Below are 25,361 nucleotides of genomic sequence, written 5' to 3'. Positions count from 1 at the left end.
GTGACCAGCCCCCGTTGAGCGTGACGTCTGGGGGGCAGATCCCGTCGACTCGCCCCGCAGACGTCACGCTCAGCGGGGGTGGGGGCGCGGAGGTGGGGAGGGGCGAGTGTCGCGCGGGGTGAGGGTCAGACGGTGAAGGCCTCGCGGAAGGCGTCCATGGCACGCCGGCTCCCGTCGACGGAGGGGTCGCTCGCCCACGCCTCCATCGCCACGACGCCGGTGTAGCCGGCGTCGGCGAGGGCCTGCGCCACGAACGACCAGCGCACCTCGCCCGTGCCCGGCTCGCAGCGTCCGGGCACGTCGGCCACCTGCACCTCGCCGGTGTACGGGACGGCCGCGCGCACGAGCTCCACGAGGTTCCCCTCGCCGATCTGCGCGTGGTACAGGTCGAGGTTCATCCGCAGGTGCGGGCTGCCGACCGCGCGCACGAGGGCGAGCGTGTCGGCGGCCCTCGCGAACGGCGTGCCGGGGTGGTCGACCGCCGTGTTGAGGTTCTCCAGCACGTAGGTGACGTCGTGCCGCTCGGCCAGCTCGGCCACCCGCTCGAGCGTGCGCACCGCCGCGACCCAGTCCTCACCGGTCGTGACCGCGACGGGCCGCACCGGCAGGCCGCCCTCCCCCAGGCCCGTGCCGTGGATGTTGAGGGACGGGCAGCCGATCGCCTGCGCGAACGGGATCGACTCCTCGGCGGTCCGCAGCAGGTCGTCGGCGCCGTCCTGCGTCGTGAGGTCGCCCGTGACGTAGCCGGTCATCGACGTAAACGACGCGCCGGTCGCACGCAGCGCCTCGGCGTCCTTCTGCGTCCAGTCCCAGATCTCGACCGCGAAGCCGGCGTCGTGGATGTGCTGGACCCGTGCGAGGTGGGGCAGCTCGGTCAGGACCATCTCGGAGCAGATGGCGAGGGTGAAGCCCATGTCAGTCCTCCTGGGGGACGCTGGTGGCGACGGCCGCGCGGCCGCCGGTGGTGACGGAGTCGATGCACGCCTGCGCGACGGCGAAGGCGGCGAACGCCTCGTCGCCCCCGACGGCCGGCGGGCGTCCTTCGCGGACGGCCGCGCACAGCTCGGCCAGCTCGTCCGTGTAGGCGTCGCGCAGCAGCTCCGTGTCGCTGTGCGCCGTGCTCGCGGTCCGACCGCTCTCCCCGTGCACGCGCAACGACGACGACGCACCCTCGCCCATCGTGACCATGCCCTCGCTGCCCAGCACCTCCCCGCGGACGTCGTAGCCGTACACGGCGGCGAAGCTCGCCTCCGCCGTGCCGATGGCGCCGTTCGAGTACCGCACGACCACGGTGGCGTGGTCGAGCAGCGTCGCGTGGCCGGGGGACAGCAGCGAGTCGGCCGTGGCCACGACGTCGACGGCGCGCGCCCCGGGGTTCAGGAAGTTGAGCGTGTCGAAGTCGTGGATGAGCGTCTGCGTGAAGATCGTCCAGGGAGGGACGCCGTCCGGGTCGGACGGACCCCGTCCGGGATCGCGGGTGAGCGAGCGCAGCTGACGGACCTCGCCCAGCCCCCCGCTCGCGACGAGGTCCCGCGCCTGCGCGAACTCGCGGGCGAAGCGACGGTTGAAGCCGACCTGGAACACGACGCCGGCCGCGGCGGTGGCCCGACGCGCCTCGTCGATCTCGGTGAGCGACATGCCGGCCGGCTTCTCGCAGAAGACGTGCTTGCCTGCGTCGGCGGCGGCCACGACGAGGTCGCGGTGGGCGACCGACGAGGCGGCCACGACGACCGCGTCGACGTCGGCGGCGCCGAGCACGGCGTCGACCTCGGTCTCGCCGCGCGCCCCCAGCGGTGTGGCGACGGAGGCCGCGGCTCCCGGACGGGGGTCGACGACGGCGACCAGGTGCGCGTCGGGCACGCGGCGCGCGAGGGTCTCGGCGTGGGCCGCACCGATGCGGCCGGCGCCGACGAGCGCGATGCGGACGGGGGTGGAGGTCATGGTGGTCCTTCGGAGGGGATGGGAGTGCCGGAACGGCGCACGACACCGCGAGGGGGGGCTAGAACGTTCTAGTAGAACGTTCTAGGGAAGGGTAGGGTGTGACCACGTCCAGCGTCAACGGGTCGCCCGTCCCGCACGCTCGACGTCCGGACGACAGGAGCACCGATGGCGCGCACGACCCTCGCCGACGTCGCGCGCGAGGCCGGTGTCTCGGTGGCGCTCGTCTCGATCGTCATGCGTGACGCCCCCGGCGCCAGCGACGCGACCCGCGCCCGCGTGCGCGACGTCGCGGACCGGCTCGGGTACGTGCCCGACCAGCGCGCCCGACTCCTGCGCAGCACGGACACCCGCCTGCTCGGCGTCACGTTCGACCTGCACCAGCCGTTCCACGGCGACCTCGTCGAGCACCTGTACGGCGCAGCCGCCGACCACGGGTACGCCGTCGCGATCAGCGCGGTCGCGCCCTCGCGCGACGAGCGGTCGGCGGTGCAGGCGTTGCGCCGCGAGCGCTGCGACGCGCTCGTCCTGCTCGGGCCCGACCTCTCCCCCGACGAGCTCGCGGCGCTCGGCGCCGACCTGCCGACCCTCGTCGTCGCGCGCCGCAGCGGCACCCCGGGCGTCGCCGCCGTCCGGGGCGACGACGAGCTGGGCGTGGGCCTGGCGGTCGACCACCTCGTGTCGCTGGGGCACGTCCGGCTGGTGCACGTCGACGGCGGCTCGGCGCCCGGTGCCGAGGAGCGTCGTCGCGGCTTCGTCGAGGCCGCCCGGCGCCACGGCCTCGACCCGTGGGTGCTCGCCGGCGGCGCGACCGAGCGCGACGGCGTCCGGGCCACGGCCACCCTGCTCGAGGCGGCCGCGCCCCCGACGGGCGTGGTCGCCTTCAACGACCACTGCGCGTCGGGCGTCCTCGACGCGCTGCTGCGCGCTCGTCGTGACGTGCCTCGTCAGGTCTCGGTCACGGGGTACGACGACTCGCGCCTGGCGGTCGCGCGACAGGACCTCATGACCACCGTCTCGCAGAGCGCACGGGAGATGGCCGAGCGCGCCGTGGCCGGTGCGCTCGGCCTCCTCGCCGGTGAGCCCGCCCGCGACGTGGTGCTCACGCCGGAGCTCGTGGTGCGCAGCACCACCGGTCCGGCACCCGCCTGAGGCTCAGGCGTAGAGCGACGGACGCTCGGGCACCACGACGTCGCGCTTCTGCCCCGACCGCAGCGCGTCGACGCCGGCCGCGGCCACGACGTTGGCCAGGTAGCCGTCCCACGCGCTCGCGCCGACGACCTCGCCGCGCAGCGACGCGTCGGCCCAGGCGGCGAGCTCGATCCGGTAGGAGTCGGCGAAGTGCTCCACGAAGTCGCTGCCGATCGCCGAGCCACCCAGGCCCGAGACGCGACGCAGCACGGGGTGACGGGGCTCGAGCGACGCGGACCCGCCCGTGCCGACGACCTCGACGCGCACGTCGTAGCCGTACGCCGCGTTCACGAAGACCTCAGCGGTGGCCATCTGGCCGCCGTCGGTCCACAGCGTGGCGACCTGCGGGTCGCGGAAGCCCTCGACGACGGGCGACTCGACGCGGATCGCGACGATCTCGCCGTCGAGCAGCCAGCGGAAGGTGTCGAGCTCGTGGATCATCGAGCCGGTCACGAGCGTGGCGTCGTCGGTGCTGGTGCTGTTGGAGGCGTTGCGGTGGATGCCGTGCAGCACGCGCACGTCGCCCAGCGAGCCGTCGGTGATCGCGGCCTTGAGGTCGACGAAGCCGGGGTCGAAGCGGCGGTTGAAGCCCACCTGCACGAACCGTCGGCCCGCGGCGACCTCGGCGTCGACCACGCGACGCGCGTCGTCGGCGGTGACGGCCAGCGGCTTCTCGCAGAGCACGTGCTTGCCGGCCTCGATGCCGGCGACCGCGAGGTCGGCGTGCGTGAAGTCGGGCGAGGCGACGACGAACGCGTCGACGTCGGCCACCAGCGCCTCGGCGCTGTCGGCGGCCTCGGCGCCGACGCCGTGCGCGACCTCCTTGGCGCGCTCGGTGTCCATGTCGAAGACGCGGACGACCTCGGCCGCCGGGACGCTCTCCGCGAGGGTGCGCGCGTGCGCCAGGCCCATCGCTCCGGTCCCGATCACGCCGACGCGCAGACGGTTCGTGCTCACAGTCGTACCCACTTCTTCTCGTCGCTGGACGTGATCATGGCGTCGACGACCCGCGCCGCCGACAGGGCGTCGTGGACGGTCGCGCCGACGGGCTTGCCGGTCGCGATCGACTCCACAAGCCGGCGGGCCTCCACGACCTTGAGGTCGTCGAAGCCCATGGGGTTGTTGGCGCCGGGCTGGAAGACGCCCAGCTCGCCGTCGCCGGGGGTGGCGTAGCGCGTCGTGGAGAACGCGTTGAGGTAGGCACCGTCGGCGCCCCGCATGCTCACCTGGAGCTCGTTCATGCGACGGAAGTCCCACGACAGCGACCCCTCGGTGCCGTGCACCTCCAGGCCGTACCGGTTCTGCTCCCCCACGGCCACGCGGCTCGACTCGAGCACGGCGCGCGAGCCGTCCGCGAGGCGCAGCAGCGCGCTCACGTAGTCCTCGTTCTCGACGTCGCCGAGCGCCCCGGCACCCTTCTCGTAGTGCATCGCACCGGCGACGGCCTCGCGACGCTGCGCGATGAACGTGGCGCGGTCGACGACGAGCTCCTCGACGTCGGCCACGACGTGGCGCAGCAGGTCGGCGGCGTGGCTCACGAGGTCACCGAGCACGCCCGTGCCCGACGTCGCCGTGCGGAAGCGCCACGACAGCGCCGCGTCCGGGTCGGCGGAGTAGTCGGCGAGGAAGCGCACGGTGGAGTGCTCCACGCGACCGATGCGGCCCGACGCGACGAGCTCCTTCGCGAGCTCGACCGCAGGCACGTTGCGGTAGTTGAACCCGGCCGCGGCCTGCACGCCGGCCGCCTCGACGGCGGCGACGATCTCGGCCGTCTCGGACGCGTCGCGTCCGGCGGGCTTCTCGACCCACAGGTGCTTGCCCGCCTGCGCCGCGGCCACCGCGACGTCGCGGTGGATGAAGTTCGGACCGGTCACGCACACGACGTCGAGGTCGTCACGCTCGACGAGCGACTGCCAGTCGGTGTGGACGTGCTCGAAGCCGAGCGCGTCCACCGCCCGCCGCGTCCGCTCGTCGTCGACGGGCTCGGCCACGGCGACGAGCCGCGGCCGCAGCGGTGCGTCCGGGTAGTGGTGCAGCAGCCGGGTCATCGCCCGGGCGTGCACCTGCCCCATCCAGCCCAGCCCGACGACGCCGACGCGCAGCTCCGGGCGCCGCGTGGTCTCCTGCGTCACGCCCCCACCTCGTCCTTCAGCTGCTGCGCCACGGCCGAGTCGGTGCCCATGGTGCGCTCCAGCTCGTGCGCCAGCGACTCCAGCTCGGCGCCGCCGGCCATCATCGACGTCAGGTCGTCGAGCGTCATCTCGCTCTTCGGGAAGTCGCCCATGCTCTTGCCGCGACGCAGCAGCATGAAGCGGTCGCCGACCGGGTAGGCGTGGTGGGGGTTGTGCGTGATGAACACGACGCCGAGGCCGCGCTCGCGGGCCTTCGCGATGTACTTGAGCACGACGCCGGACTGCTTGACGCCGAGCGCCGCGGTCGGCTCGTCGAGGATCAGCACCCGAGCACCGAAGTAGACGGCGCGGGCGATGGCGACGCACTGACGCTCACCACCGGACAGCGTGCCGATCGGCTGGTCGACGTCACGCAGGTCGATCCCCATGGCGGCCAGCTCGGACTTCGTCGTGCGCTTCATGAAGTCGACGTCCATGTGCTTGAACGGGCCGAACCCCTTGCTCGGCTCCGAGCCGAGGAAGAAGTTGCGCCAGACCGGCATGAGCGGGACGACCGCGAGGTCCTGGTACACGGTCGCGATGCCCGCGTCGAGCGCCTCGCGGGGGTTGGAGAACGTCGTCGCCTTCCCGTCGACCCGCAGCTCGCCGTCGGTGTGCTCGTGCGCACCGGCGAGGATCTTGATGAAGGTCGACTTGCCGGCGCCGTTGTCGCCGAGGACGCAGGTGACCTCGCCGGCCTTCACCGACGTGGTGACGTCGGACAGCGCGATGATGCTGCCGTACCGCTTGCCGATGTCGACGACCTCGATGAGCGGGGTGCCGGGAGCGGCGCCCTCCGGGGCGGTCGTGGTGTGCTTCGGGGTGTCGTTCGTCATCGTGAGGTCTCCGCTCGGGTCCGGACCCAGTTGTTGAGGAGCACGGCGGCCAGCAGCATGGCGCCGAGGAAGGTGCGCAGCCAGTTGGTGTCCCACTGCGCGAAGGTGATGCCCTGGAAGGTCATGCCGTAGATCAGCGCGCCGAGGGCCGCCCCGATCGCCGAGCCGTAGCCACCGGTGAGGAGGCAGCCGCCGACGACGGCGCAGATGATGTAGATGAACTCCTGGCCGACGCCGGTGTTCGCCTGCACCGTGGAGGTGCGGAACAGCGAGATCATGCCGACGAGCCAGCCGGCCGCGGCCGTCGTCATGAAGAGCCCGATCTTGGTCTTGAGCACCGGCACGCCGACCTGGCGCGCGGACTGCTGGGCGCCGCCGACCGCGAAGATCCAGTTGCCGGCCTTGGTGCGCAGCAGGACCCAGGTGGCGATCGCGGTGACCGCGAGCCACCACAGCACCGAGACGTAGAACGTGCCGCCCGCGATCGTGAACGACGCGCCGAAGACCGGCTGGATGCTGTCGTAGAAGGGCACGTCGGTCATGCCCTGGATGGTCACCTGGCCGATGATCAGCTTCGTCACCGCGAGGTCGATGCCCTGCAGGATGAAGAACGTGCCGAGCGTGATGATGAAGCTCGGCAGGCCGGTGCGCATGACCATGTAGCCGTTGAAGGCGCCCACGGCGAGCGCGAGGAGGAGCGCGATGAGCACCGCGGCCCAGATGTTGAGTCCGTAGTTCGTGGTCAGGATGCCGACCACGAGGGCGGTGAAGCCGGTCATGACGCCGGCGGAGAGGTCGAACTCGCCGCCGATCATGAGCAGGGCCACCGCGACGGCCATGATGCCGAAGGTCGAGGCGGACTCCAGCCACACGCCGGCACCGGCCGTGGTGAGGAAGCGGTCGCTGTTGAGCGAGAAGAAGATCATGACGGCGATGGCCGCGACGGCGGCGCCCATCTCCGGGCGGGTCAGGAGACGCGACACCGTCGACGTGGTCGCCAGTCTCTCGTCTGGTGCTGCCGTGGCTGTCGTCATGACAGCTCCTTTCGTGGGGCCCGGCGGGGGCCGAGCGGGATCGTACGGGTGGGGCGGTGCGCGGGGTGCTGGTCGGCGGGCGGGGCCGCCGGGGTGGGACGGGGACGATCCCCCGGATCGTCCCCGTCCCGCGGGGTCAGCGCGTGCCCTGCGAGGCGAACTTCGCCACGTCGGCCGCGTTGTCCTTCGTGACGAACGCGGGGCCGGAGTTGATCGGCTGGCCACCGCCCACGTCGTTGCCGTTGATCGACTTCAGGTACAGCGTCGTGACACCCAGGAAGCCCTGGACGTAGGGCTGCTGGTCGACCGCGAACAGGATGCTGCCGGCCTCGATGTCCTTGACGACGTCCTCGGAGAGGTCGAACGTGGCGACCTTGGCCTTCGAGCCGGACTCGTCCACGGCGCCGACGGCGTCGATCGCGTACTGGCCACCGAGCGTGAGCACGGCGTCGATGCTGTCGTCGGACTGCAGCTTGGACTTGATGGTGGCCTTGACCTCGGCGTCGTTCGTGCCGTCGACCTGGATGTTGCTCATCTTCCCACCGAAGGTCGAGGCGGCGGCCTTGCAGCGCTCCTCCAGACCGACGTTGCCGGCCTCCTGGATGACGCAGATGCCGTTCTTCAGACCGGCCTCCTTGAGCTTCTCGCCGACGGCCTCGCCGGCGATCGTCTCGGACTGGCCGATGTGCGTGATCGCGCCGAACTCCTTGAAGCGGTCGACACCGGAGTTGATCGTCACGACGGGGATGCCCGCGGCGACGGCCTTCTTGATGCTCGACTCGAGGCCGTCGGGGTTGGCCATCGAGACGACGATGCCGTTGACCTTCTGCGCGACGGCGTTGTCGATGAGCTGCGACTGCTTGGCCGGGTCGGGGTCGGCGTTGTAGTCGACCTTGACGCCGTAGTCGTCACCGGCGCGCTCGGCACCGGACTTGACGCGGTCCCAGAACGCGTCGCCGGGGCCGGAGTGCGTGATGACCGCGTAGGTGAGGTCCTTCGTGTCGCTGGACGCTCCGGTGTCCTCCTTGCCGGTGCCCGAGCAGGCGGCGAGCAGCGATCCGGCGAGGATCACCGCGCCGATGACCTTGAGCTTCTTCATGGTGGGGGTTTCCTTCTCTTTCTGGGCCCGGCGTCAGTGAGCCGTCGGGAAATGGAGGGCGGCGAGGGACTCCTCGCTCACGTGCGGCCACCTGGCGGTGACCACCTTCGCGCGGGTGTAGAAGCGGATGCCCTCGGGACCGTGGACGTGGTGGTCACCGAAGAGCGAGTCCTTCCAGCCTCCGAAGGAGTGGAAGGCCATGGGCACGGGGACGGGGACGTTGATCCCGATCATGCCCACCTGCACCCGACGCTGGAACGTGCGGGCCACCTCTCCCGAGGAGGTGAACACCGCCGTCCCGTTGCCGTAGGGGTTGCTGTTGATGAGGTCGAGCGCCTCGTCGAGGCTGTCGACCCGCAGGACCGCGAGGACGGGTCCGAAGATCTCGTCGGTGTAGACGCTCATGTCGGTCGTGACGTGGTCGATGAGCGTCGGGCCGACGAAGAAGCCCTCCTCGTGGTCCTCGACGACGAGGTCGCGGCCGTCGACGACGACCTTCGCGCCGGCGGACTCGCCCTGCCCGATGTAGTCGACGATGCGGTCGCGCGAGGCCTTGGTGACGACAGGACCCATGCCGGCGTCGGGGTCGGTGCCGACGCCCACCTTGATCTCGTGCGTGCGCTCGCGGATCTTGTCGACGAGGGTGTCGGCGGCCGGCCCGACGGCGACGACGGCCGAGATGGCCATGCACCGCTGGCCGGCCGAGCCGTAGCCGGCGGCGACGATGTGGTCGGCGGCGAAGTCGAGGTCGGCGTCGGGCATGACCACCGCGTGGTTCTTGGCACCGCCGAGGGCCTGGACGCGCTTGCCGGAGGCGGAGGCACGCTCGTGCACGTACTTCGCGATCGGCGTGGAGCCGACGAAGGAGACGCCGTCGACGTCGGCGTGGTCGAGGAGCGCGTCGACGGCCACCTTGTCGCCGTGCACGACGTTGAAGACGCCGTCGGGCAGACCGGCCTCCTGGTACAGGCGCGCGACCAGGGCCGACGCGCCGGGCACCCGCTCGGACGGCTTGAGCACGAACGTGTTGCCCGTGGCGATGGCGATCGGGTGCATCCACAGCGGCACCATGATCGGGAAGTTGAACGGCGTGATGCCGGCGACCACGCCGAGCGGCTGGCGGAAGGAGTAGGAGTCGACCGAGCCGGAGACCTGGTCGTTGTACTCGCCCTTGAGCAGCTGCGGGATGCCGCAGGCGAACTCGACGACCTCGCGACCGCGGACGACCTCGCCGCGTGCGTCGTCGAGGGTCTTGCCGTGCTCGGCGCTGATGACCTGCGCGAGCTCCTCCTCGCGCTCCACGAGCAGCTGGCGGAAGGCGAACATGACGCGCGAGCGCGCCGTCACGGACGTCTCGCTCCAGGTCGTGAACGCGGTGCGCGCGGCCTGGACGGCGGCGTCGACGTCCTCGACGGAGGCCAGACGGACGCCCTTCTGCGGCGTGCCGAGGGCCGGGTCGAACACGTCGCCGACGCGCTCGGAGGTGCCGGCGACGCTCTGTCCGCCGATCCAGTGGTCGTAGGTGGTCTCGTACGTCATCGGGGGGTGTCCTCGCTCTGCTGTGCGGTGGAAGGGGTGTCGGTGGGCGCCAGGTGGTGGCGCTGGTCGGCCTTGTGCTGCTCGTAGGTGGTGCGGGCCTCGCGGGTGGAGTCGAGGGCGGAGACCTCGGCGACCGGCACGTCCCACCAGGCCGGGCTGGACGGGGCGGGCACGAGCGGGTCGGTCTCGACGTGGATCACGGTCGTCCGCGTGGACTCCTTGGCCTTCACCACCGCCGAGCGCAGGTCGTCGATGCTGCTCGCGACGACCACGTCGGCACCGAGGCTCGCCGCGTTCGCCGCGAGGTCGACCGGCAGGACGTCGCCGTCGAGGCCGGTGTCGGTGCGGTAGCGGTAGCGGGTGCCGAAGCGCTGCGAGCCGAGGCTCTGCGACAGCGCACCGATCGAGGCGTAGCCGTGGTTCTGCACCAGCACGACGATGATCTTCACGCCCTCGGCCACCGCGGTGACCAGCTCGGTGTTCATCATCAGGTACGACCCGTCGCCGACCATGACGAACACGTCGCGGTCGTCGTCGGTGCCCTCGCGGGCCTGGTCGAGTGCGGCCATCTTGACGCCGAGACCGCCGGCGATCTCGTAGCCCATGCAGGAGAAGCCGTACTCGACGTGGTAGCCCTTGCGGTCGCGCGTGCGCCACAGCTTGTGCAGGTCGCCCGGCATCGAGCCCGCCGCGCAGAGCACGACGTCGCGTGGGTCGGACGTCTCGTTGACGACGCCGAGGACGGCGGACTGGACGAGTCGCGTGTCGCCCGTCTCGGCCTGGTGCGACGCCTCGACGACCGCGTCCCACTCCTGCGCCAGGGCGGTGTTGCGCTCGACGTAGGCGTCGTCGACGCGCCAGCCGTCGAGGGCCTCGGTGAGCGCCTCGAGCGCCTCGCGGGCGTCGGCCACGAGCGTGGCGGCCGACAGCTTGAGCGCGTCGATGCGGGCGACGTTGACGTTCACGAAGCGGACGCCCTCGGCGGCGAACACGGTGCGCGAGGCGGTCGTGAAGTCGCTGTACCGGGTGCCGACGCCGATGACGAGGTCGGCCTCCGCGGCCACCGCGTCGGCGGCGGTGGTGCCGGTGGCCCCGATCGCGCCGAGCGCCTGCGGGTGGTCGTACGGGAGCGAGCCCTTGCCGGCCTGCGTCTCCCCCACCGGGATCCCGGTGGCCTCCGCGAAGGCGGCGAGCGCGGCGTCGGCGCCGGCGTAGATCACGCCGCCGCCGGCGACGACGAGCGGACGTCGGCTGGCCTTGATGGCCGCGACCGCGCGCTCGAGCTCGGCCGGCTGCGGCACCGGGCGGCCGACGTGCCAGACGCGGGTCTCGAACAGCTCGACCGGCCAGTCGTGCGCCTCGGCCTGCACGTCCTGCGGGAGGCAGAGGGTGACGGCGCCGGTGTCGGCGGGGTCCGTGAGCACGCGCATGGCCTGCAGCAGCGCCGACGGCAGCTGCTCCGGGCGGGCCACGCGGTCCCAGTAGCGCGAGACGGAGCGGAAGGAGTCGTTGACCGTCGTGTCCATGCTCGACGGGTCCTCGAGCTCCTGGAGCACGGGGTTGGCCGGACGCGTGGCGAAGACGTCGCCGGGCAGCAGGAGCACCGGCAGACGGTTGATGGTCGCGAGCGCGGCGCCCGTGACCATGTTCGTGGAGCCCGGGCCGACCGAGGCGGTGACCGCCATCGCCCGCAGGCGGTCGTACTGGCGGGCGTAGGCGACGGCGGCGTGCACCATGGCCTGCTCGTTGCGGCCGTGGAAGAACTCCAGGCGCGACGGGTCGTCGGACTGCGAGCGCTCCAGCAGCGCCTGACCCACGCCGGCGACGTTGCCGTGGCCGAAGATGCCCCAGCACCCGGCGAAGAAGGCGTGCGTGTGGCCGTCGCGCTCGACGTGCTGCGCCTCGAGGAAGCGGACCGTCGCCTGGGCGACGGTCAGTCGCACGGTGCGGGCGGCGGGGGTGCTGCTCATCGGTGTCCTCCGAACGGAAGTCGGGGGTCGACCGGCTGGTCGGCCCAGGTGTCGCGGACCCAGGTGTGGGCGGGGTCGTCGCAGATCAGCCACGCCCGCTCGTCGCCGGGGCCGGCCATCACGTTGAGGTAGTAGAGGTCGTAGCCCGGGGCGGCCATCGACGGTCCGTGCCAGCCGTGCGGGATGAGGACGACGTCGCCGTCGCGCACCTCCGCGAGCACGTCGATCTCGGCCTTCTCGTGCCCGTAGACGCGCTGGTACCCGATGCCAGGGCGCTCCGTCTGCGGCCCGTCGCCCCGCACCCCCGCCGGGGCCGGTCCGGCAGCGACCTCGTAGTAGTAGATCTCCTCCAGCCGGGTCTCGCCCTCGCGCTCCTCGTCGTGCTTGTGGGGCGGGTAGGACGACCAGTTGCCGCCGGGCGTCAGCACCTCGCACGCGATGATGCGGTCGGCCTCGAGCACGCCGGGGACGCCGAAGTTGTTGACCTGACGGCTCGCCTGGCCCGCTCCGCGCATCTCGACCGGCACGTCGGCCGCGGGCAGGTACGCAGGCTCCAGGCGCGCCGTGGCAGCGGCGGTCGGGATCGCGAACCGGCCACCGGCGGCCGACGTGACGGTGACGGCCGAGCCCAGCGGTGCGTACACCACGTCGCTCGGCCCGGACCAGACGTCGGGACGTCCGGCCAGGTCGAAGGAGGTCGGCGTGCCGTCGACGTCGACCACCACGGTGGCCGAGCCCGACAGGGCGAGCACGAGCAGCTCGTGGCCGTCCTCGGTGACGGTCTGCGAGGCACCGGGCGCCAGCTCGAGCACCTTGAGGCCGGTGTGGTCCCAGCCCGCGCTCTTCGGGGTGACGTCGAGGACGAAGGGTGCGACCGCACCCTCGCCCTTGCGCACGACGTGGGACATCAGAGCATCGCCACCGTGGCGTCGACCGCGGCCTCGACGTCGCCGTCGGGCGGGAAGAGCAGGCTGCGACCCACGACCATGCCGCGGACGGCCGGGTGCGCGAGGGCCCCTTCGACCAGGCCGCGAACTGCGCCTCCTGGTCGCTGGAGACCTCGCCGCCGAGCAGCAGCACCGGCAGGCCGGTGGCCGAGAGGACGGCGTCCATGTCGTCGACGACGGGCAGCTTCAGCCACGTGTAGGCCGACGTCGGCGCGAGGCCGGCGGCGACGGTGGCGGAGCGCACGACCGCGGCGGTCGACAGGTCGTTGACGACCCGTCCGTCGCGGCGGTGGGAGATGAACGGCTCGACCATGGCCATGACCTGCGCCTCGGCGAGGTCGCGCACCGCCTCGGCGCACGCCTGCATCGTGGCGACGGTGCCGGCGTCGTCGGGCTCGATGCGGAACAGCATCTTGCCGCCCTGCATGCCGTCGCGCTGGATCGTCGCGGCGTCGTGGCCGGTGAAGCGGTCGTCGATCTCGAAGGCCGTGCCCGCGAGACCACCGCGGTTCATCGATCCGATGACGACCTTGCCCTCCAGAGCACCGAGGAGCAGCAGGTCGTCGAGCACGTCGGCCGTGCCGAGGACACCGTCGACGCCCGGTCGGGCGAGCGCACGGACCATGCGGTCCAGCAGACGCGCGCGGTCGCCCATGGCGAAGGCGTCGTCGCCGGCGCGCAGCGCACCGCGGGCAGGGTGGTCGGCGGCCACGAGCATGAGGCGTCCCGTGCTGCCGACGAGCGACGTCGGGCGGCGGCGCTCGGCCCACGCCCGGGCGATGGAGGCAGGGTCGCTGACGCGCTGCTCGATGATGCGGCCGATCGCGGCCTGGTCGACCGTGGCGCGACCCTTCCGGTCCTGCTCGGCGATGCTCATGCGACGACCTTCCCGTTGCTCAGGACCTGTTCGACCACGTCGGGCGTGGGCATGGCGTCCGCGCACGAGAGCTGGCCCGCCACGTAGGCGCCGGCCGCGTTCGCGAAGCGGAGCGTCCGCTCCAGGTTCCACCCCGAGAGCAGTCCGTGGACGAGCGACCCGCCGAACGCGTCGCCCGCACCGAGACCGTTGACGACGTCGACCGGCACCGGCGGCACCACGACGGACTCGTCGCCACGCACGCCCAGCACGCCGGCCGGGCCCTGCTTGACGATCGCGGTCTCCACGCCGGCGGCGCGCAGGGCCTTGGCGGCCGCCTGCGGCTCGGTCTCGCCGATCGCGACCTCGCACTCCTCGCGGTTGCCGACGGCGACCGAGACGTAGGGCAGCACCTCGGCGATCGCGGCGGTGGCGTCGGCGGGGTCGGACCAGAACATGGGCCGGTAGTCGAGGTCGATGACCGTCAGCCGGTCCTTGCCACGCGCCTCGAGCGCGGCGAGGTGGGCCTCGCGGCTCGGCTCCTCGCTGAGGCCCGTCACCGTGAACCAGAGGATGTCGGCCTCCTGGACGCTGCGGTACAGGTCGGTGGAGGGGGCGAGCTCCTCGGCGCGCAGCTGCAGGTCCGGCGCGGAGGGCCGGCGGTAGAAGTAGAGCGGGAAGTCGTCCGGCGGGAAGATCTCGCAGAACGTGACCGGCGTGGGCAGGTCGGGGTCGGTGCCGACGAACGCGGTGTCGACGCCGAAGCCCTCGAGCGCGCGGCGCACGAAGCGGCCGAACGGGTCGTCGCCGGTCTTGGTGATGACGGCGCTGCGGTGGCCGAGCCGCGAGGCGGCGACGGCGACGTTGGTGGGCGAGCCGCCGAGGAACTTCGCGAACGTCGCGACGTCCTCCAGGCCCACGCCCACCTGCTCGGGGTAGACGTCGACGCCGCAGCGGCCGAGCGTGATGACCTCGTACGTCATGCCACGGTCTCCGTGGCGAGCGCGCCCTCGACGTACGCGAGGCAGGCGGCGACGTCGACCTTCGGGCCCTCGCCCTCCGGCTCGCCCGTGAGCTTGAGGTCCTGCTCGAGGACGTACCAGCCGGTGTAGCCGTGGCCCTCGAGCGCGGAGATCATCGCGGCGACGTCGACGCTGCCGCGTCCGAGCACCGTCCACAGGCCCTGCGAGACGGCGTCGGAGAAGGCGAGGTCGCCGGACTGGACGCGCGCGGCGAGGTCGGCGTCGACGTCCTTGAGGTGGACGTGCACGACCCGCTCGAGGTTGGCGAGGGTGATCGCGACCGGGTCGGCGCCCGCGGCGACCAGGTGGCCGGTGTCGACGCAGAGGCCGACGTGCGAGCCGTCGAGGACCCGCTGGGTCTCCTCGGCGTTCTCGACGAGCGTGCCGACGTGGGGGTGGACGGCCGCGACCACGCCACGCTCGGTGGCGCGGTCGGCGATGCGGTCGAGGTGGCCGAGGAGCGTCTTCCACTCGACGTCGCTGAGCTCGGGACGCTCGTCGTAGCCGTCCTGGCCGGTGGCGACCGCGATGACGACGACACCGGCGCCGGCGGCGAGGCAGTCGTCGATGAACGCGTCGACCTCGGGCATCGGGTCGTGGTCGGTGTGCAGCACGAGCGGCAGGAAGCCGCCGACCGCGGAGAGACCGTAGGACTCGAGCAGCTCCGCCTTCGCCTGCGGCGCGTCGGGCAGGAAGCCCTCCGGGCCGAACTCGGTGGCGGCAAGGCCCAGCTCGCGCATCTCGGGGAGGACGCGGTCGGCGGGCAGCTGGTAACCCCAGCCCGGCACCTCGCACACGCCCCAGGAGATGGGGGCACCGGCGATGCGGGAACGGGAGGCGATCTGCGACATGGGGGTCCTCGAGTGGGAAGAGCGGCGGTTTCGAATGTCAGGACATGACGTCCGTGGAAGACTCTGGACCGTGTCCTGGGTCACTGTCAAGCATTTGTCAGGACATCTTGACGTCTGAACCTCGACTGCTAGGTTGCGTGCATGTCGAGCCCACGGATCACCCTGGACCGCTCGAGCCCCGTGCCCCTGTACTTCCAGGTCGCCGAGCAGCTCGAGCGCGCCATCGTGTCCGGCGAGATCGGCGCCGGGGAACGGCTCGAGAACGAGATCACGATGGCTCAGGACCTCGGCCTGTCGCGGCCGACCATGCGCCAGGCCATCCAGGTGCTCGTCGACAAAGGCATGCTCGTGCGGCGCCGCGGCGTCGGCACCCAGGTCGTGCACGGGCAGGTGCGGCGCCAGGTCGAGCTGACCAGCCTGTTCGACGACCTCGCCGCCGCCGGCCAGCACCCCCGCACCACGGTCCTCGAGCAGCTGCTCGTCCCCGCGGACGAGCAGGTGGCCGAACAGCTGCAGGTCGACCTCGGCGAGCCCGTCTGGTCACTGCGACGTCTACGCTTCATCGCCGGCGGCGAGCCGCTCGCCGTCATGCACAACTACCTGCCCTCCTCCATCGTCGACCTCGGCGACGTCGACCTCGAGGCGCAGGGCCTGTACTCCTACCTGCGTGACGCCGGGTTCGTCATCCGCGTCGCCCGCCAGAGCATCGGCGCCCGCGGCGTCCGCCCCGTCGAGGCGCGCCTGCTCCGCGAGGAGGTCGACGCGCCCCTGCTCACCATGCAGCGCACCGCCTACGACAACCTCGGCCGCGCCGTCGAGTTCGGCCGCCACGCCTACCGCCCCGGCCTGTACAGCTTCGACGTCACCCTCGTCGACCGCTGACGTCGCGCCGCGACCGCGCCGGTGGGCTGGTCGCGGTCGCCGGGGCCTCGCGGTGCGCTGCTTGCGGAGGTCCGGGCGTGCTGGTGCGCTGCCTGCAGGGGTCTCGGCTGGCTGCTGCGCTTCCGCAGGGGTCTCGTCGTGCTGCTGCGCTGCCTCCGCTGGCGCTGGGCCTGACCTCCGAAAAGGCCTCGACCGGGCGGCTGGCGACGGCGCTGGTTCGGGGTCTCCGGCTGCGGGTTGGTGCTGAGGATGGACACAAGAATCTGCGGTGATGCGCTGAGGGTCCAACGGTTCTGCGTTTCCTCCGGGATCCCGTCATGAACGCAGAGACTTTCGCGCCGACAGCCCACTATCGGTGGATCTGCAACCGCAGAACGGCTTCTGAGGTTGCAGGTCCACCGATAGGACGCGCCAACGCAGAACGGTGGGTCAAGAACGCAGAAACGAAGAATCGTGCGTCACCCGAGAGCCCAGACCAGACCCCGAGACCCGAAGCCAGCCCGGGCCCGCTGCCGGTCGAGGCCCCTTTCGGAGCCCGCCCCCAGCGAACGCCGAGGCAGCGCACCAGCAAGCCCGGACCCCCTGACCCCCTGCGGCAGCGCACCGCCAAGGTCACGACACCCGCAGGCCGCGCACCAGCAGGCCACGACCCCCGCAGCCACCCAACAGGCCTGCCCCTCAGCGCCCCTCCGCCTCCGCCTTCAGGGCGGCGAGGGTGCGACGCATGCCGTCGAGGAGCTCGACGTCGTGGTTCTCGGCGCCGCCCATGAGCCACTTCCCGACGAGACGGGTGGAGAGGCCCGCGGACGGGAGAGCGCTGCGACGTTCGACGACGTGGGTGCCGCCGTCCTCGGGGGTCAGCTCGTAGGACCACTCGACGTCGACGGGCCAGATGCGGAACGCGAGGGCGGCGGAGCCGTCGTGGGTGGGTGGCTTCCAGCGGGTGATGCGGGTGGTCGTCGGCCACAGCACCGCACCCTTGCGGTTGAGGTTGACGCCGCGCGACCCGACGCGGGGCGCGTCGGCGATCACCATGCGCACGGTCTCGGGGCTGCGCTCGCTCATCGAGCGCAGGTCCGACAGCAGGCTCCACACGACGTCGACGGACGCGTCGATCGACGTCTCCGCCTCGAGGGCCGGCAGGCCCCCGGCGGGGAACTCAGGCGGCACGGACCCCGGCCTCGGCCTCGGCCTTGATCCGCTGCAGGGTCTGCTGGATGCCCTGCTCGAGCTCGTCCTCGAACGCCTCGGTCCCGCCGAGCACGTGCTTCGTGAGCAGGTTCGACAGGCTCGAGACACCGTTCGGCGCGGTGCGCGACTCGGTGAGCCGGGTCCGGTCGCCGTCGAGGGCCTCGAGCCGGTAGGTCCACACGGTGCCGTTCTCGGCGACCTTGAGCGCCAGCTCGTGCTCCGGCTCGAAGACCTTGACGTACGAGCGGGTGGGCCAGACCTTCCAGCCCTGCCGGTTGACGTTGATCGTGCGCGCGCCCTGGCGGACCACACCGCCGCGGATGATCATGCGGCGGCACTGGGGGCTCCACTCCCCCATCCGCTTGAGGTCGGACACGATGCTCCAGACGACGGACGGCGGGGCGTCGATCTCGACGGAGCTCTCGATCAGGCTACGGTTCGGCACGGTGCTGACTCCCAGGGTGTCGGGGACGGTACGGGGCGGGGTGGGACGGGCTCAGTCCTGGCCGGACGCGCTCAGCGCCCGGACGGGACGGTGCGCCGCGCGCACCCACTCGACGAGCCAGTCGGCGACCGTCGGGTGGTTGAGCAGGGCGAAGTGGTGGGCGCTCGGCACGTACTCGAAGCGGGCACCCTCGACCACCGGGCCGGTACGCCCGACGCCGGTCGCGGACGAGAAGTGCACGAGCAGGTCGCCGAGGACGGTGCTGAGCGGGTGGCGCTGCGACGCGCCGAGCGTGCCGGCGACGAAGTGGTACTCGGCGTGCGGGAGCGGCGCGGCGGCGATCCGGTCGAGGCCCCACGCACGGGTGAGGTCCTGGCCCTCCCACTCGTCGGCCGAGATGTAGCCGTGCCGCAGGTCGACGATGCCGGCAGAGCGGGTGTCGAGGATGGTGCTGAAGGGCCGCGACTCGGGCAGGAAGCGCAGCACGGAGGAGCCGAGGTGCGCGACCTTCTCCAGGTTCGCTCCGGCGTGCGGCGTCCCCAGGCACACGACGTCGCGCACGAGGTGCTGCCACGTCTTGCCGCCGGCGGTCGCGTGGTTGGTGGCGGCGCGCACGACGAGACCGCCCATCGAGTGACCGACGAGGGTGATGCGGGAGACGGGGGTCGGCCACACGTCGACGAGCTGGGTGAGGAGCGCGTCGAGGTGCTTGCCGTTCTCGGAGATGTGCAGCCCCGTGTTGTAGCGGATCATCACGGGTGTCGCGTCGGTCTCGCTCGCGATCCGCGTCGCGTAGGAGGTGCCCGACACCTTGGAGCCGAGCGTCCACGACTCGTCGTCCTCGCAGAGGCCGTGCAGGAAGACGACCAGGTGGCTGCCGGCGTCGCGGAAGGCCTCGGCCACCTGCCAGCCGGTGGGCGGGAGGTCCTCGCCGTCGACCCGCACCGACATGACGATCGCCTGCGGGTCGTCCAGCAGGCGCAGCTCGTCGCCGATCAGGCCGTTGACGGCGGCCACGACGCTGCGGCCGAGGCGCGTCGACTCGACCGGTGCGCCGATCCCCCGGGCCGACAGGGCGCGGACCGAGCCGCTCCCGACCCGCAGGACGCCGGAGACCGCGCCGTAGACCGAGGTGACGACGGCGTCGTGCAGCGACTCGGGCACACGACCGCCGACCAGACGGGTGGCGCGGAAGGCCCGCGCTGCCACGGCCTCGTGCACCTCGCGCACCGTGCCGACCACCAGCCGGTCGAGGTGGTCGAGCGCGAGCGCGGCCACGTCGGTGGTGCGTGCGGGTGAGCCGGGCATGCCTACATACTGCCGGTATCCGAGCGCGATGTGAACCGCACGTGGCGAGGTTCTCAGCGTTCGCACAGCCTCACGCCTCGCACGACTCCCGGCGCGCCGCGACGCACGACGGCCCGACACCCGTGCGGGTGTCGGGCCGTCGGTGACGGGTCGGGTCAGGCCTGGGCGGCGCCAGCCTCGTCGGACTCCTCGTCGTCGGCGAGCGAGCCGTCGGCGCGCAGCTTGCCGAGCTCGAGCACCGTGCCCGACGCGTCCTTGACGGTGGCCTGCTGCATCAGCTCGGCGAGCGCCTTGCCGCGCAGCACCTCGCTCACCATCTCGGGCACGTGGTTGTGCTCCATGATGTGCTGGATGTAGGAGTTCGGGTCCTGGCCCGACTCCTGCGCCCGGCGGAAGATGTGCTGGCTCAGCTCGTCGTCCTGGATGCCGATCTCGTTGTCGGCGACCACCTGGTCGAGCACGAACTGGGCGACGATGGAGTCGCGCACGCGGCGCTCGAGCTCGGCCTCGAACTCCTCCTCGGTCTGGCCCTCGTCCTCGAGGTAGGTCTCGAACGGGATGCCGGCGTAGGACAGCTGCTGCTGGATCTGCTCGCGGCGACCCTGCAGCTCCTCGGCGACGACGGCGTCGGGCAGCGGCGCCTCGACCTTGCCGACGATCTCGTCGAGGACGAGGTCGCGGGCCTCGGCGGCCTGCTCCATGCGCTTGCCGCGGACGAGCCGCTCGCGCACGTCGGCCTTGAGCTCCTCGACGGTGTCGAACTCCGAGGCGGTCTGGACGAACTCCTCGTCGAGCTCGGCGACCTGGCGCTCCTTGACCTCGTTGAGGGTCACGGTGACGTCGACGGGCGTGCCCTTGAGCTCGCCGCCGACCAGCTCGGTCGCGAACGTGGTCGTCGCGCCCTTCTCGAGGCCGATGAGCGCCTCGTCGAGGCCGTCGAGCAGGGTGCCGGACCCGATCGTGTAGGGCAGGCCCTTGGCGTCGGCACCCTCGATGTCGGCGCCGTCCTTGTCGCGCGCGACGAGGTCGATGGTGACGGCGTCGCCGTCGGCGGCCGCGCGGTCGACGTCGGTGGTGACGGCGAAGCGGTCGCGCAGGGCGTCGATCTGCTCGTCGACGTCGGCGTCGGTGACCTCGGCGTCGGCGACCTGCACCTCGACGCTGGCGAGGTCGGGCAGCTCGATCGTGGGACGCACGTCGAGCTCGGCGGTGATCTCGATGTCCTCGCCGTCGACGAACTTGGTGAGGTCGATGTCGGGCTGGCTCAGCGGCTGGATCTCCGCCTGCTGCAGGGCCTCGTTGTACCAGCCGGGCAGGGCGCCGTTGATGGCCTCGTCCAGCACGGCGCTGCGGCCGATGCGCTGGTCGACGATGGCGGCCGGCACCTTCCCCTTGCGGAAGCCGGGGATGGTGATCTGCGAACCGATCGTCTTGTACGCCTTGTCGAGGCTCGGCTTGAACTCCTCGAACGGCACCTCGATGGTGAGCTTGACCCGCGTGGGGCTCAGGGTCTCGGTGGTGCTCTTCACGTCGTGCTGCTCCTGCGGTGGTGGTGGTCGGGGTGCGTGCCGCAACCGCTCGGGACGTGGCGCGGACGCGGGAGGTCGCGCGGGCTCAGCAGCCCGCGGCAGGACCTCCGTGCAGTCTCTCACGCTGCCCCTGGTGCAGGCGAACCAGCACGGTCAGGTGGGCAGGACGCGGTTCGTGCCGGCCGGGACGCGGCGGGTCGCGAGGAGCCGCGAGGACGCCTCGGGGTCGGTGCGGTCGCTGACCGCGTGCCACTCCATCCGCGCCTCGCCGGGCGTCAGCTCGAGCACGCTGTAGCCGTGGTCGTCGAGGTTGACGAAGCGCACGTGCGGGTTGAGGCGCACGATCGCCTCCTCCATCGCCAGCGAGACGGTGCGCGGCCGGGTGCCCATGAAGTCGTCGACGTTGTTGCTGGTGACGGAGCTGCACACGAGCTCGGTCGCGACGGACACACCGTCGAGCTCGACCTCGTTGGCCCAGGCGGTGTGCACGTCGCCGCTGAGGAAGACGACGTCGTCGACGCCCGCCTCTTTGATCCGCTCGAGCACCCGTCGGCGCTCCACGGGGTAGCCGTCCCACGTGTCGGTGTTCGGTTCCGCGGGCCCCCAGGTCATCGGGTCGGTGGTGCGACGCAGGGCGAGCTCCTGGCCGCGCGGACGCGGCGGCATCAGCATCGGCGCGACCATCACGGGGTTCCCGACGAGCCGCCACCGGGCACCGGGCGTGGCGAGTCCCTCCACCAGCCACGCCTCCTGGTCGGCTCCGGTGAGGGAGCGGGCGGCGTCGTCCAGACGCGGGTCGTCGGCCTCGACGCGCTCGTCGCGGTAGCCGCGCAGGTCGAGCATCGAGAGGTCCGCCAGCCGGCCGAACCGGAACCGCCGGTAGATGCGGGTGCCGTCACCCACGCGGGCGGTGCCGCCGAGGCGGACCGGCATCCACTCGTCGTACGCCCGCATCGCGGCGCGCTTGCGGCGGTCCCAGGGCCCCTCGGTGAAGCGCTGGTGCTCGAAGGCCCCGCCGGGGTACCAGCCGTCGGCGATCTCGTGGTCGTCCCACGTGGCGACCATCGGCAGCGCGGCATGCAGACGCTGCAGGTCGGGGTCGGTCTTGTACTGCGCGTGCCGACGTCGGTAGTCCTCGAGCGACACGGTCTCGTGCGGCGGGTCGTGACGTCGCACGTCGGTCCAGTCGGGTCCGTGGGAGTACTTGCCCGGCTGGTACTCGTACAGGTAGTCGCCGAGGTGGACGACGGCGTCGAGGTCGTGGTCGAGCAGGTGCCGGTAGGCGGCGAAGTAGCCGGCCTGCCAGTTGGCGCAGCAGACGACGCCGAGCCGCAGCCGCTGCACGTCGTCGTCCTCGGCCGGCGCCGTGCGCGTGCGGCCGCCGACGGTGTCGGGTCCGTGCCGGAAGCGGTACCAGTAGGTCGTCGCGGGCTGCAGGGCGCGGACGTCGAGCTTGACGGTGTGGTCGCGGCGGGCGTCGGTGCGCGCCACGCCGGCGGCGACGACGTCGGCGAAGTCCTCGTCGGCGGCGACCTCCCAGTCGACCTCGGTCGGGGCTCCGCGTCCCGATCCCGGACGGGCGTCGGGCGTCGGCGTCACCCGCGTCCAGAGCACCACGCCGTCGGCGACCGGGTCGCCCGACGCCGCACCGTGCTGGAAGTGACGGTGGCGGCTGGCGGGGGCAGGTGACGGACGCAGGGTCGCGACGACGGCGCCGGCGCCGACGGTGAAGCCGACGCCGCTCACGACCACGTCGCGGCGGGTCAGGGGTGCTCGGGGCGTCCCGGTCCTCACCCGGCCAGTCAGACAGGGTCGGGGTACGGGACGGCGAGGTCGGGGTGAACGTCAGGAGTCGGTCGGGGAACGGCTGCCGACGGGTCGCACCGGCTTCCTGACGCGCTGCGCCGCGGCTACCCGGCCGTGCTGCCGAGGGGCGTGACGGAGAAGTCCCGGCTGAGGCAGATCGCGGGATCCTCCAGCGTGAGGTCGCCGTCGCTCTGCGGGATCCGGATGCGCACGCGGTAGGGCTGCTCGAAGCAGTCGTCGGTGCCGAAGACCATGCTGAAGGCGACGTCGGCCCCTGGCTCGACGACGACCGCGTCGCTCGACCCGGCGAGGTGCTGCACGCGGGGCCCCCGCACAGTCGACGTCGTGTCGACCAGCTCGCCGCACCCGTCCTGGGGCTGCCCTGCCACGCACGCCGTGCGGGTCGTGCTGCCGACGAACACGAGACCGACCCACCCGGAGACGAAGCATGCGGAGTCGGAGACGTTCGTCAGGACGACGTCGGCCGAGACGACCGGGCCCCCGAACGTCCTGCCCTTTGGCCCGCCGGACCTGCCCGAGCTGGCTCGCACGACAACGCGCCGCCGCGGCGGGGGCCTGCGTCGTCGGGAGGGCGGACGGGGCGGCCTGCGACGACCCTGCCGTGCCCTGGTCGGCAGGGGCGGGGGCAGGGGCGGAGGCGGAGGCGGAGGCCGCCTCGTCCACCGTGCCGTCCGCACCGGCCTGGACGCCCGGGCCGGCGTTCCCGACCGGTGGTGCTGCGCAGGCGGCCGGCACGAGCAGGACGGCGAGCAGCAGCACGCCGACGGGGTTCCGCATGGTGCTCCTGTCGTCGAGCGCCGGCCTGGGTCCGACGTGCCGGTCACGCTAGGACGAGCCCGGTCCGTCGGGCACGCGAACGCCGGAGCGTTCACCGACGGTTCACCCTCGGGGTCAGGCCTGCGCCGACGGTCCGGCGGGATGACGCGACCGGTCCTCGGCGTTGAGCCGGAGGTGAGGCTCTCCCTGCTCGACCGTTCCCGCACCCGCGCCGGACACCCCGACGCCGAGGGGCTCACGGGGAGCGTCGCGCGTGCCGTCTGGGCGGAGGAGCTCGGCTACGACCGGTTCTGGGTGGCGGAGCACCACGCCGTGCCCGGCATCGCCAGCGGCGCGCCCCCGGTGCTGATGGCCGCCGTGGGTGCGGCGACGTCGCGCATCCGGATCGGCTCCGGCGGCATCATGCTCCCCCACCACCAGCCGATCGTCGTCGCGGAGCAGGTACGCATGCTCGAGGCGCTGCATCCGGGCCGCGTCGACGTCGGGCTCGGCCGGTCGTCGGGGTTCACCGCGCCCGTGCGCGAGGCGCTGCGGGAGACCTCCGACGCCACCGACCGGTTCGCCGACGACGTCCGCGAGCTGCGCGACCTGCTGGCTGGTCGCGGGGCGGTGACCGTGCGTCCCGCGGGTGGCCTGGTGCCGGTGTACCTGCTGGCCACGGGACGCGGCGTGACCCTGGCGGCCGAGCTGGGTCTGCCGGTCGTCGTCGGCGGGCCGGCGCTGTGGTCCGACGCCCTGCCGTCGGCGCTGGCCGCGTACCGCCGCGACTTCCGACCCTCGCCCGACGCCGCCGCGCCGCAGGTGCTGGTCTCGCTCGACGTGCTCGTCGCCGACGACGTCGCGACCGCCCGCGAGCTCGCGCTCCCGGAGGCGTGGGCGATGGCGCAGTCCCGGCGCACCGGCGTCTTCGAGCCCTTGGAGTCCCCCGCGGGCATCCGCGCGCAGGAGTGGCCCGAGCAGGTGCGCCGCAGGGTCGAGGCGTCGCTCGAGCAGGCCGTCGCCGGGGACGCCGGCACGGTCCGCCGGACACTCGAGGAGCTCGCGGAGCGCACCGGCGCCGACGAGCTGCTGGCGTCGACGTCGACGTGGGACCGCGACGCCCTGCGCGCCGCCGACGCCGCCCTGCGCGCGCTGGTCTGAGGTCGGGCTGGTCTGAGGTCGGGCTGGTCTGAGGTCGGGATGGTCTGAGGTCGTGCCGGGAAGGTCCAGCGCGGTGGCTGCGTTGAGGACTCCATGACCACCATCGGACTCATCGGCAGCGGAAACATCGGCAGCACGGTCGCGCGTCTGGCCGTCGACGCGGGCTACGACGTCGTGCTCAGCAACCGGCGCGGACCGGACACCTTGCGCGACCTCGTCGAGCAGCTCGGTCCGCGGGCGCGCGCGGCGACCCCGGCCGAGGCGGCGGAGGCAGCGGACCTCGCGGTCGTGACGGTGCCGCTCAAGGCACTCCCCGACGTCCCCGTCGACCCGCTGCGCGGCAAGGTCGTCATCGACACCAACAACTACTACCCCGAGCGCGACGGGCAGGTGGCACGCCTCGACGACGAGTCGACGACCACCAGCGAGCTCACGCAGGAGCACCTGCCGGAGTCGAAGGTCGTCAAGACGTTCAACAACATCTACTTCGAGCACCTCGCCCGCCTCGCTCGCCCCCACGGCGACCCCGAGCGGTCGGTGCTCGCGATCGCCGGTGACGACGCCGACGCCAAGCAGGTCGTCGCCGAGTTCCTCGACGCGATCGGCTACGACGCCCACGACGTCGGCCCGCTCGCCGAGGGCTGGCGCTACCAGCGCGACACCGCCGCGTACGCCGGCCTCTACCAGACGCCGGACGCCGACTTCACGCCCGAGTCGGGCCGCCAGGTCACGCCCGAGCTGCTGCAGGAGAAGCTCGACGCGGCGCAGCGCTACCGCGACATGTGACCCGCCAACCACTCTTGACCGT

At 72.4% G+C, this 25,361-nt stretch carries 22 protein-coding genes and 1 pseudogene; 4 read left to right on the top strand and 19 right to left on the bottom strand.

The genetic code is table 11. The features are described 5' to 3' along the window. Positions 1-125 precede the first annotated feature (125 nt). Together QE370_RS10480 and QE370_RS10475 are read right to left on the bottom strand one after the other, a co-directional pair. Entirely contained in the window at positions 126-914 is a 789-nt protein-coding gene (locus QE370_RS10480; RefSeq protein WP_253024346.1) for a TIM barrel protein, read from the bottom strand. 1 nt (position 915) lies between these two features. Then, positions 916-1,941, bottom strand: coding sequence for a Gfo/Idh/MocA family oxidoreductase (locus QE370_RS10475; protein WP_309634320.1), 1,026 nt, complete (start codon positions 1,939-1,941; stop codon positions 916-918). A 165-nt stretch (positions 1,942-2,106) separates the two neighbouring features. Here QE370_RS10475 and QE370_RS10470 point away from each other — a divergent pair, with 165 nt between their 5' ends. Further along, positions 2,107-3,090: a LacI family DNA-binding transcriptional regulator gene (locus tag QE370_RS10470; RefSeq protein ID WP_309634319.1), complete on the top strand. Its 984-nt coding sequence runs from the start codon at positions 2,107-2,109 to the stop codon at positions 3,088-3,090. A 3-nt stretch (positions 3,091-3,093) separates the two neighbouring features. Here the strand turns inward: QE370_RS10470 and QE370_RS10465 are convergent, their stop codons facing one another. The 11 genes and pseudogenes from QE370_RS10465 to QE370_RS10415 all read right to left on the bottom strand — a co-directional run bounded on the left by QE370_RS10465 (position 3,094) and on the right by QE370_RS10415 (position 15,454). Beyond that, positions 3,094-4,086 (bottom strand): Gfo/Idh/MocA family oxidoreductase, encoded by a 993-nt coding sequence (locus QE370_RS10465; RefSeq protein ID WP_253022734.1) that lies wholly within the window; start codon positions 4,084-4,086, stop codon positions 3,094-3,096. Continuing rightward, entirely contained in the window at positions 4,083-5,261 is a 1,179-nt protein-coding gene (locus QE370_RS10460) for a Gfo/Idh/MocA family protein (protein WP_253022736.1), read from the bottom strand. The genes QE370_RS10465 and QE370_RS10460 overlap by 4 nt, the downstream gene beginning before the upstream one ends. Then, a complete protein-coding gene (locus tag QE370_RS10455) occupies positions 5,258-6,136 on the bottom strand; it encodes an ATP-binding cassette domain-containing protein (RefSeq protein WP_309634318.1) in 879 nt (292 codons plus the stop codon). The genes QE370_RS10460 and QE370_RS10455 overlap by 4 nt, the downstream gene beginning before the upstream one ends. Further along, the gene (locus QE370_RS10450) at positions 6,133-7,170 is read right to left on the bottom strand and encodes an ABC transporter permease (RefSeq protein ID WP_253022740.1); all 1,038 of its coding nucleotides are present in this window, start codon (positions 7,168-7,170) and stop codon (positions 6,133-6,135) included. Before QE370_RS10450 ends, QE370_RS10455 begins: the two co-directional genes overlap by 4 nt. Before the next feature lie 136 nt (positions 7,171-7,306). Continuing rightward, positions 7,307-8,269: a sugar ABC transporter substrate-binding protein gene (locus QE370_RS10445; RefSeq protein WP_309634317.1), complete on the bottom strand. Its 963-nt coding sequence runs from the start codon at positions 8,267-8,269 to the stop codon at positions 7,307-7,309. A 33-nt stretch (positions 8,270-8,302) separates the two neighbouring features. Then, on the bottom strand, positions 8,303-9,808 hold the full coding sequence (locus QE370_RS10440) for a CoA-acylating methylmalonate-semialdehyde dehydrogenase (RefSeq protein WP_309634316.1): 1,506 nt from the start codon (positions 9,806-9,808) through the stop codon (positions 8,303-8,305). Further along, positions 9,805-11,778 carry a 3D-(3,5/4)-trihydroxycyclohexane-1,2-dione acylhydrolase (decyclizing) gene (gene iolD / locus QE370_RS10435; RefSeq protein ID WP_309634315.1) on the bottom strand — a complete coding sequence of 658 codons (1,974 nt, stop codon included), beginning with the start codon at positions 11,776-11,778 and terminating at the stop codon, positions 9,805-9,807. The genes QE370_RS10440 and iolD overlap by 4 nt, the downstream gene beginning before the upstream one ends. After that, the gene (iolB, locus tag QE370_RS10430) at positions 11,775-12,689 is read right to left on the bottom strand and encodes a 5-deoxy-glucuronate isomerase (RefSeq protein ID WP_374208195.1); all 915 of its coding nucleotides are present in this window, start codon (positions 12,687-12,689) and stop codon (positions 11,775-11,777) included. Before iolB ends, iolD begins: the two co-directional genes overlap by 4 nt. After that, a pseudogene (locus QE370_RS10425) lies at positions 12,686-13,602 on the bottom strand (aldolase). Before QE370_RS10425 ends, iolB begins: the two are co-directional and overlap by 4 nt. Next, complete coding sequence (gene iolC / locus QE370_RS10420) at positions 13,599-14,564, bottom strand: 5-dehydro-2-deoxygluconokinase (RefSeq protein WP_309634314.1); 966 nt, start codon at positions 14,562-14,564, stop codon at positions 13,599-13,601. Before iolC ends, QE370_RS10425 begins: the two are co-directional and overlap by 4 nt. Then, on the bottom strand, positions 14,561-15,454 hold the full coding sequence (locus QE370_RS10415) for a TIM barrel protein (protein WP_309634313.1): 894 nt from the start codon (positions 15,452-15,454) through the stop codon (positions 14,561-14,563). Before QE370_RS10415 ends, iolC begins: the two co-directional genes overlap by 4 nt. A gap of 141 nt (positions 15,455-15,595) precedes the next feature. On the opposite strand from QE370_RS10415, the gene QE370_RS10410 reads away from it, so the two are divergent. Next, positions 15,596-16,336, top strand: a complete 741-nt coding sequence (locus QE370_RS10410; RefSeq protein WP_067859072.1) for a GntR family transcriptional regulator — start codon at positions 15,596-15,598, stop codon at positions 16,334-16,336. 678 nt (positions 16,337-17,014) lie between these two features. On the opposite strand, the gene QE370_RS10405 is transcribed toward QE370_RS10410, so the two are convergent. The 6 genes from QE370_RS10405 to QE370_RS10380 all read right to left on the bottom strand — a co-directional run bounded on the left by QE370_RS10405 (position 17,015) and on the right by QE370_RS10380 (position 22,935). After that, positions 17,015-17,506 carry an SRPBCC family protein gene (locus tag QE370_RS10405; protein ID WP_067859075.1) on the bottom strand — a complete coding sequence of 164 codons (492 nt, stop codon included), beginning with the start codon at positions 17,504-17,506 and terminating at the stop codon, positions 17,015-17,017. Then, on the bottom strand, positions 17,496-17,972 hold the full coding sequence (locus QE370_RS10400; protein WP_253022755.1) for an SRPBCC family protein: 477 nt from the start codon (positions 17,970-17,972) through the stop codon (positions 17,496-17,498). The genes QE370_RS10405 and QE370_RS10400 overlap by 11 nt, the downstream gene beginning before the upstream one ends. Before the next feature lie 51 nt (positions 17,973-18,023). Next, positions 18,024-19,280: an alpha/beta hydrolase gene (locus tag QE370_RS10395; protein ID WP_253022757.1), complete on the bottom strand. Its 1,257-nt coding sequence runs from the start codon at positions 19,278-19,280 to the stop codon at positions 18,024-18,026. 155 nt (positions 19,281-19,435) lie between these two features. Continuing rightward, a complete protein-coding gene (tig, locus tag QE370_RS10390) occupies positions 19,436-20,809 on the bottom strand; it encodes a trigger factor (RefSeq protein WP_253022759.1) in 1,374 nt (457 codons plus the stop codon). A 153-nt stretch (positions 20,810-20,962) separates the two neighbouring features. Further along, positions 20,963-22,603 (bottom strand): alkaline phosphatase D family protein, encoded by a 1,641-nt coding sequence (locus QE370_RS10385; protein ID WP_309634312.1) that lies wholly within the window; start codon positions 22,601-22,603, stop codon positions 20,963-20,965. A 116-nt stretch (positions 22,604-22,719) separates the two neighbouring features. After that, positions 22,720-22,935, bottom strand: coding sequence for a hypothetical protein (locus QE370_RS10380; protein WP_309634311.1), 216 nt, complete (start codon positions 22,933-22,935; stop codon positions 22,720-22,722). A 619-nt stretch (positions 22,936-23,554) separates the two neighbouring features. Between QE370_RS10380 and QE370_RS10375 the strand changes: the two genes are divergently transcribed. Beyond that, positions 23,555-24,553, top strand: a complete 999-nt coding sequence (locus QE370_RS10375) for an MsnO8 family LLM class oxidoreductase (RefSeq protein WP_309634310.1) — start codon at positions 23,555-23,557, stop codon at positions 24,551-24,553. A 93-nt stretch (positions 24,554-24,646) separates the two neighbouring features. Then, complete coding sequence (locus QE370_RS10370; protein WP_253022768.1) at positions 24,647-25,339, top strand: NADPH-dependent F420 reductase; 693 nt, start codon at positions 24,647-24,649, stop codon at positions 25,337-25,339. Positions 25,340-25,361: the final 22 nt, after the last annotated feature.

Origin of the sequence: Aeromicrobium sp. SORGH_AS_0981, assembly GCF_031453195.1 — a bacterium.
In the GTDB taxonomy this organism is placed as follows: domain Bacteria; phylum Actinomycetota; class Actinomycetes; order Propionibacteriales; family Nocardioidaceae; genus Aeromicrobium.
This window is presented reverse-complemented; position numbering and strand designations above follow the sequence as displayed.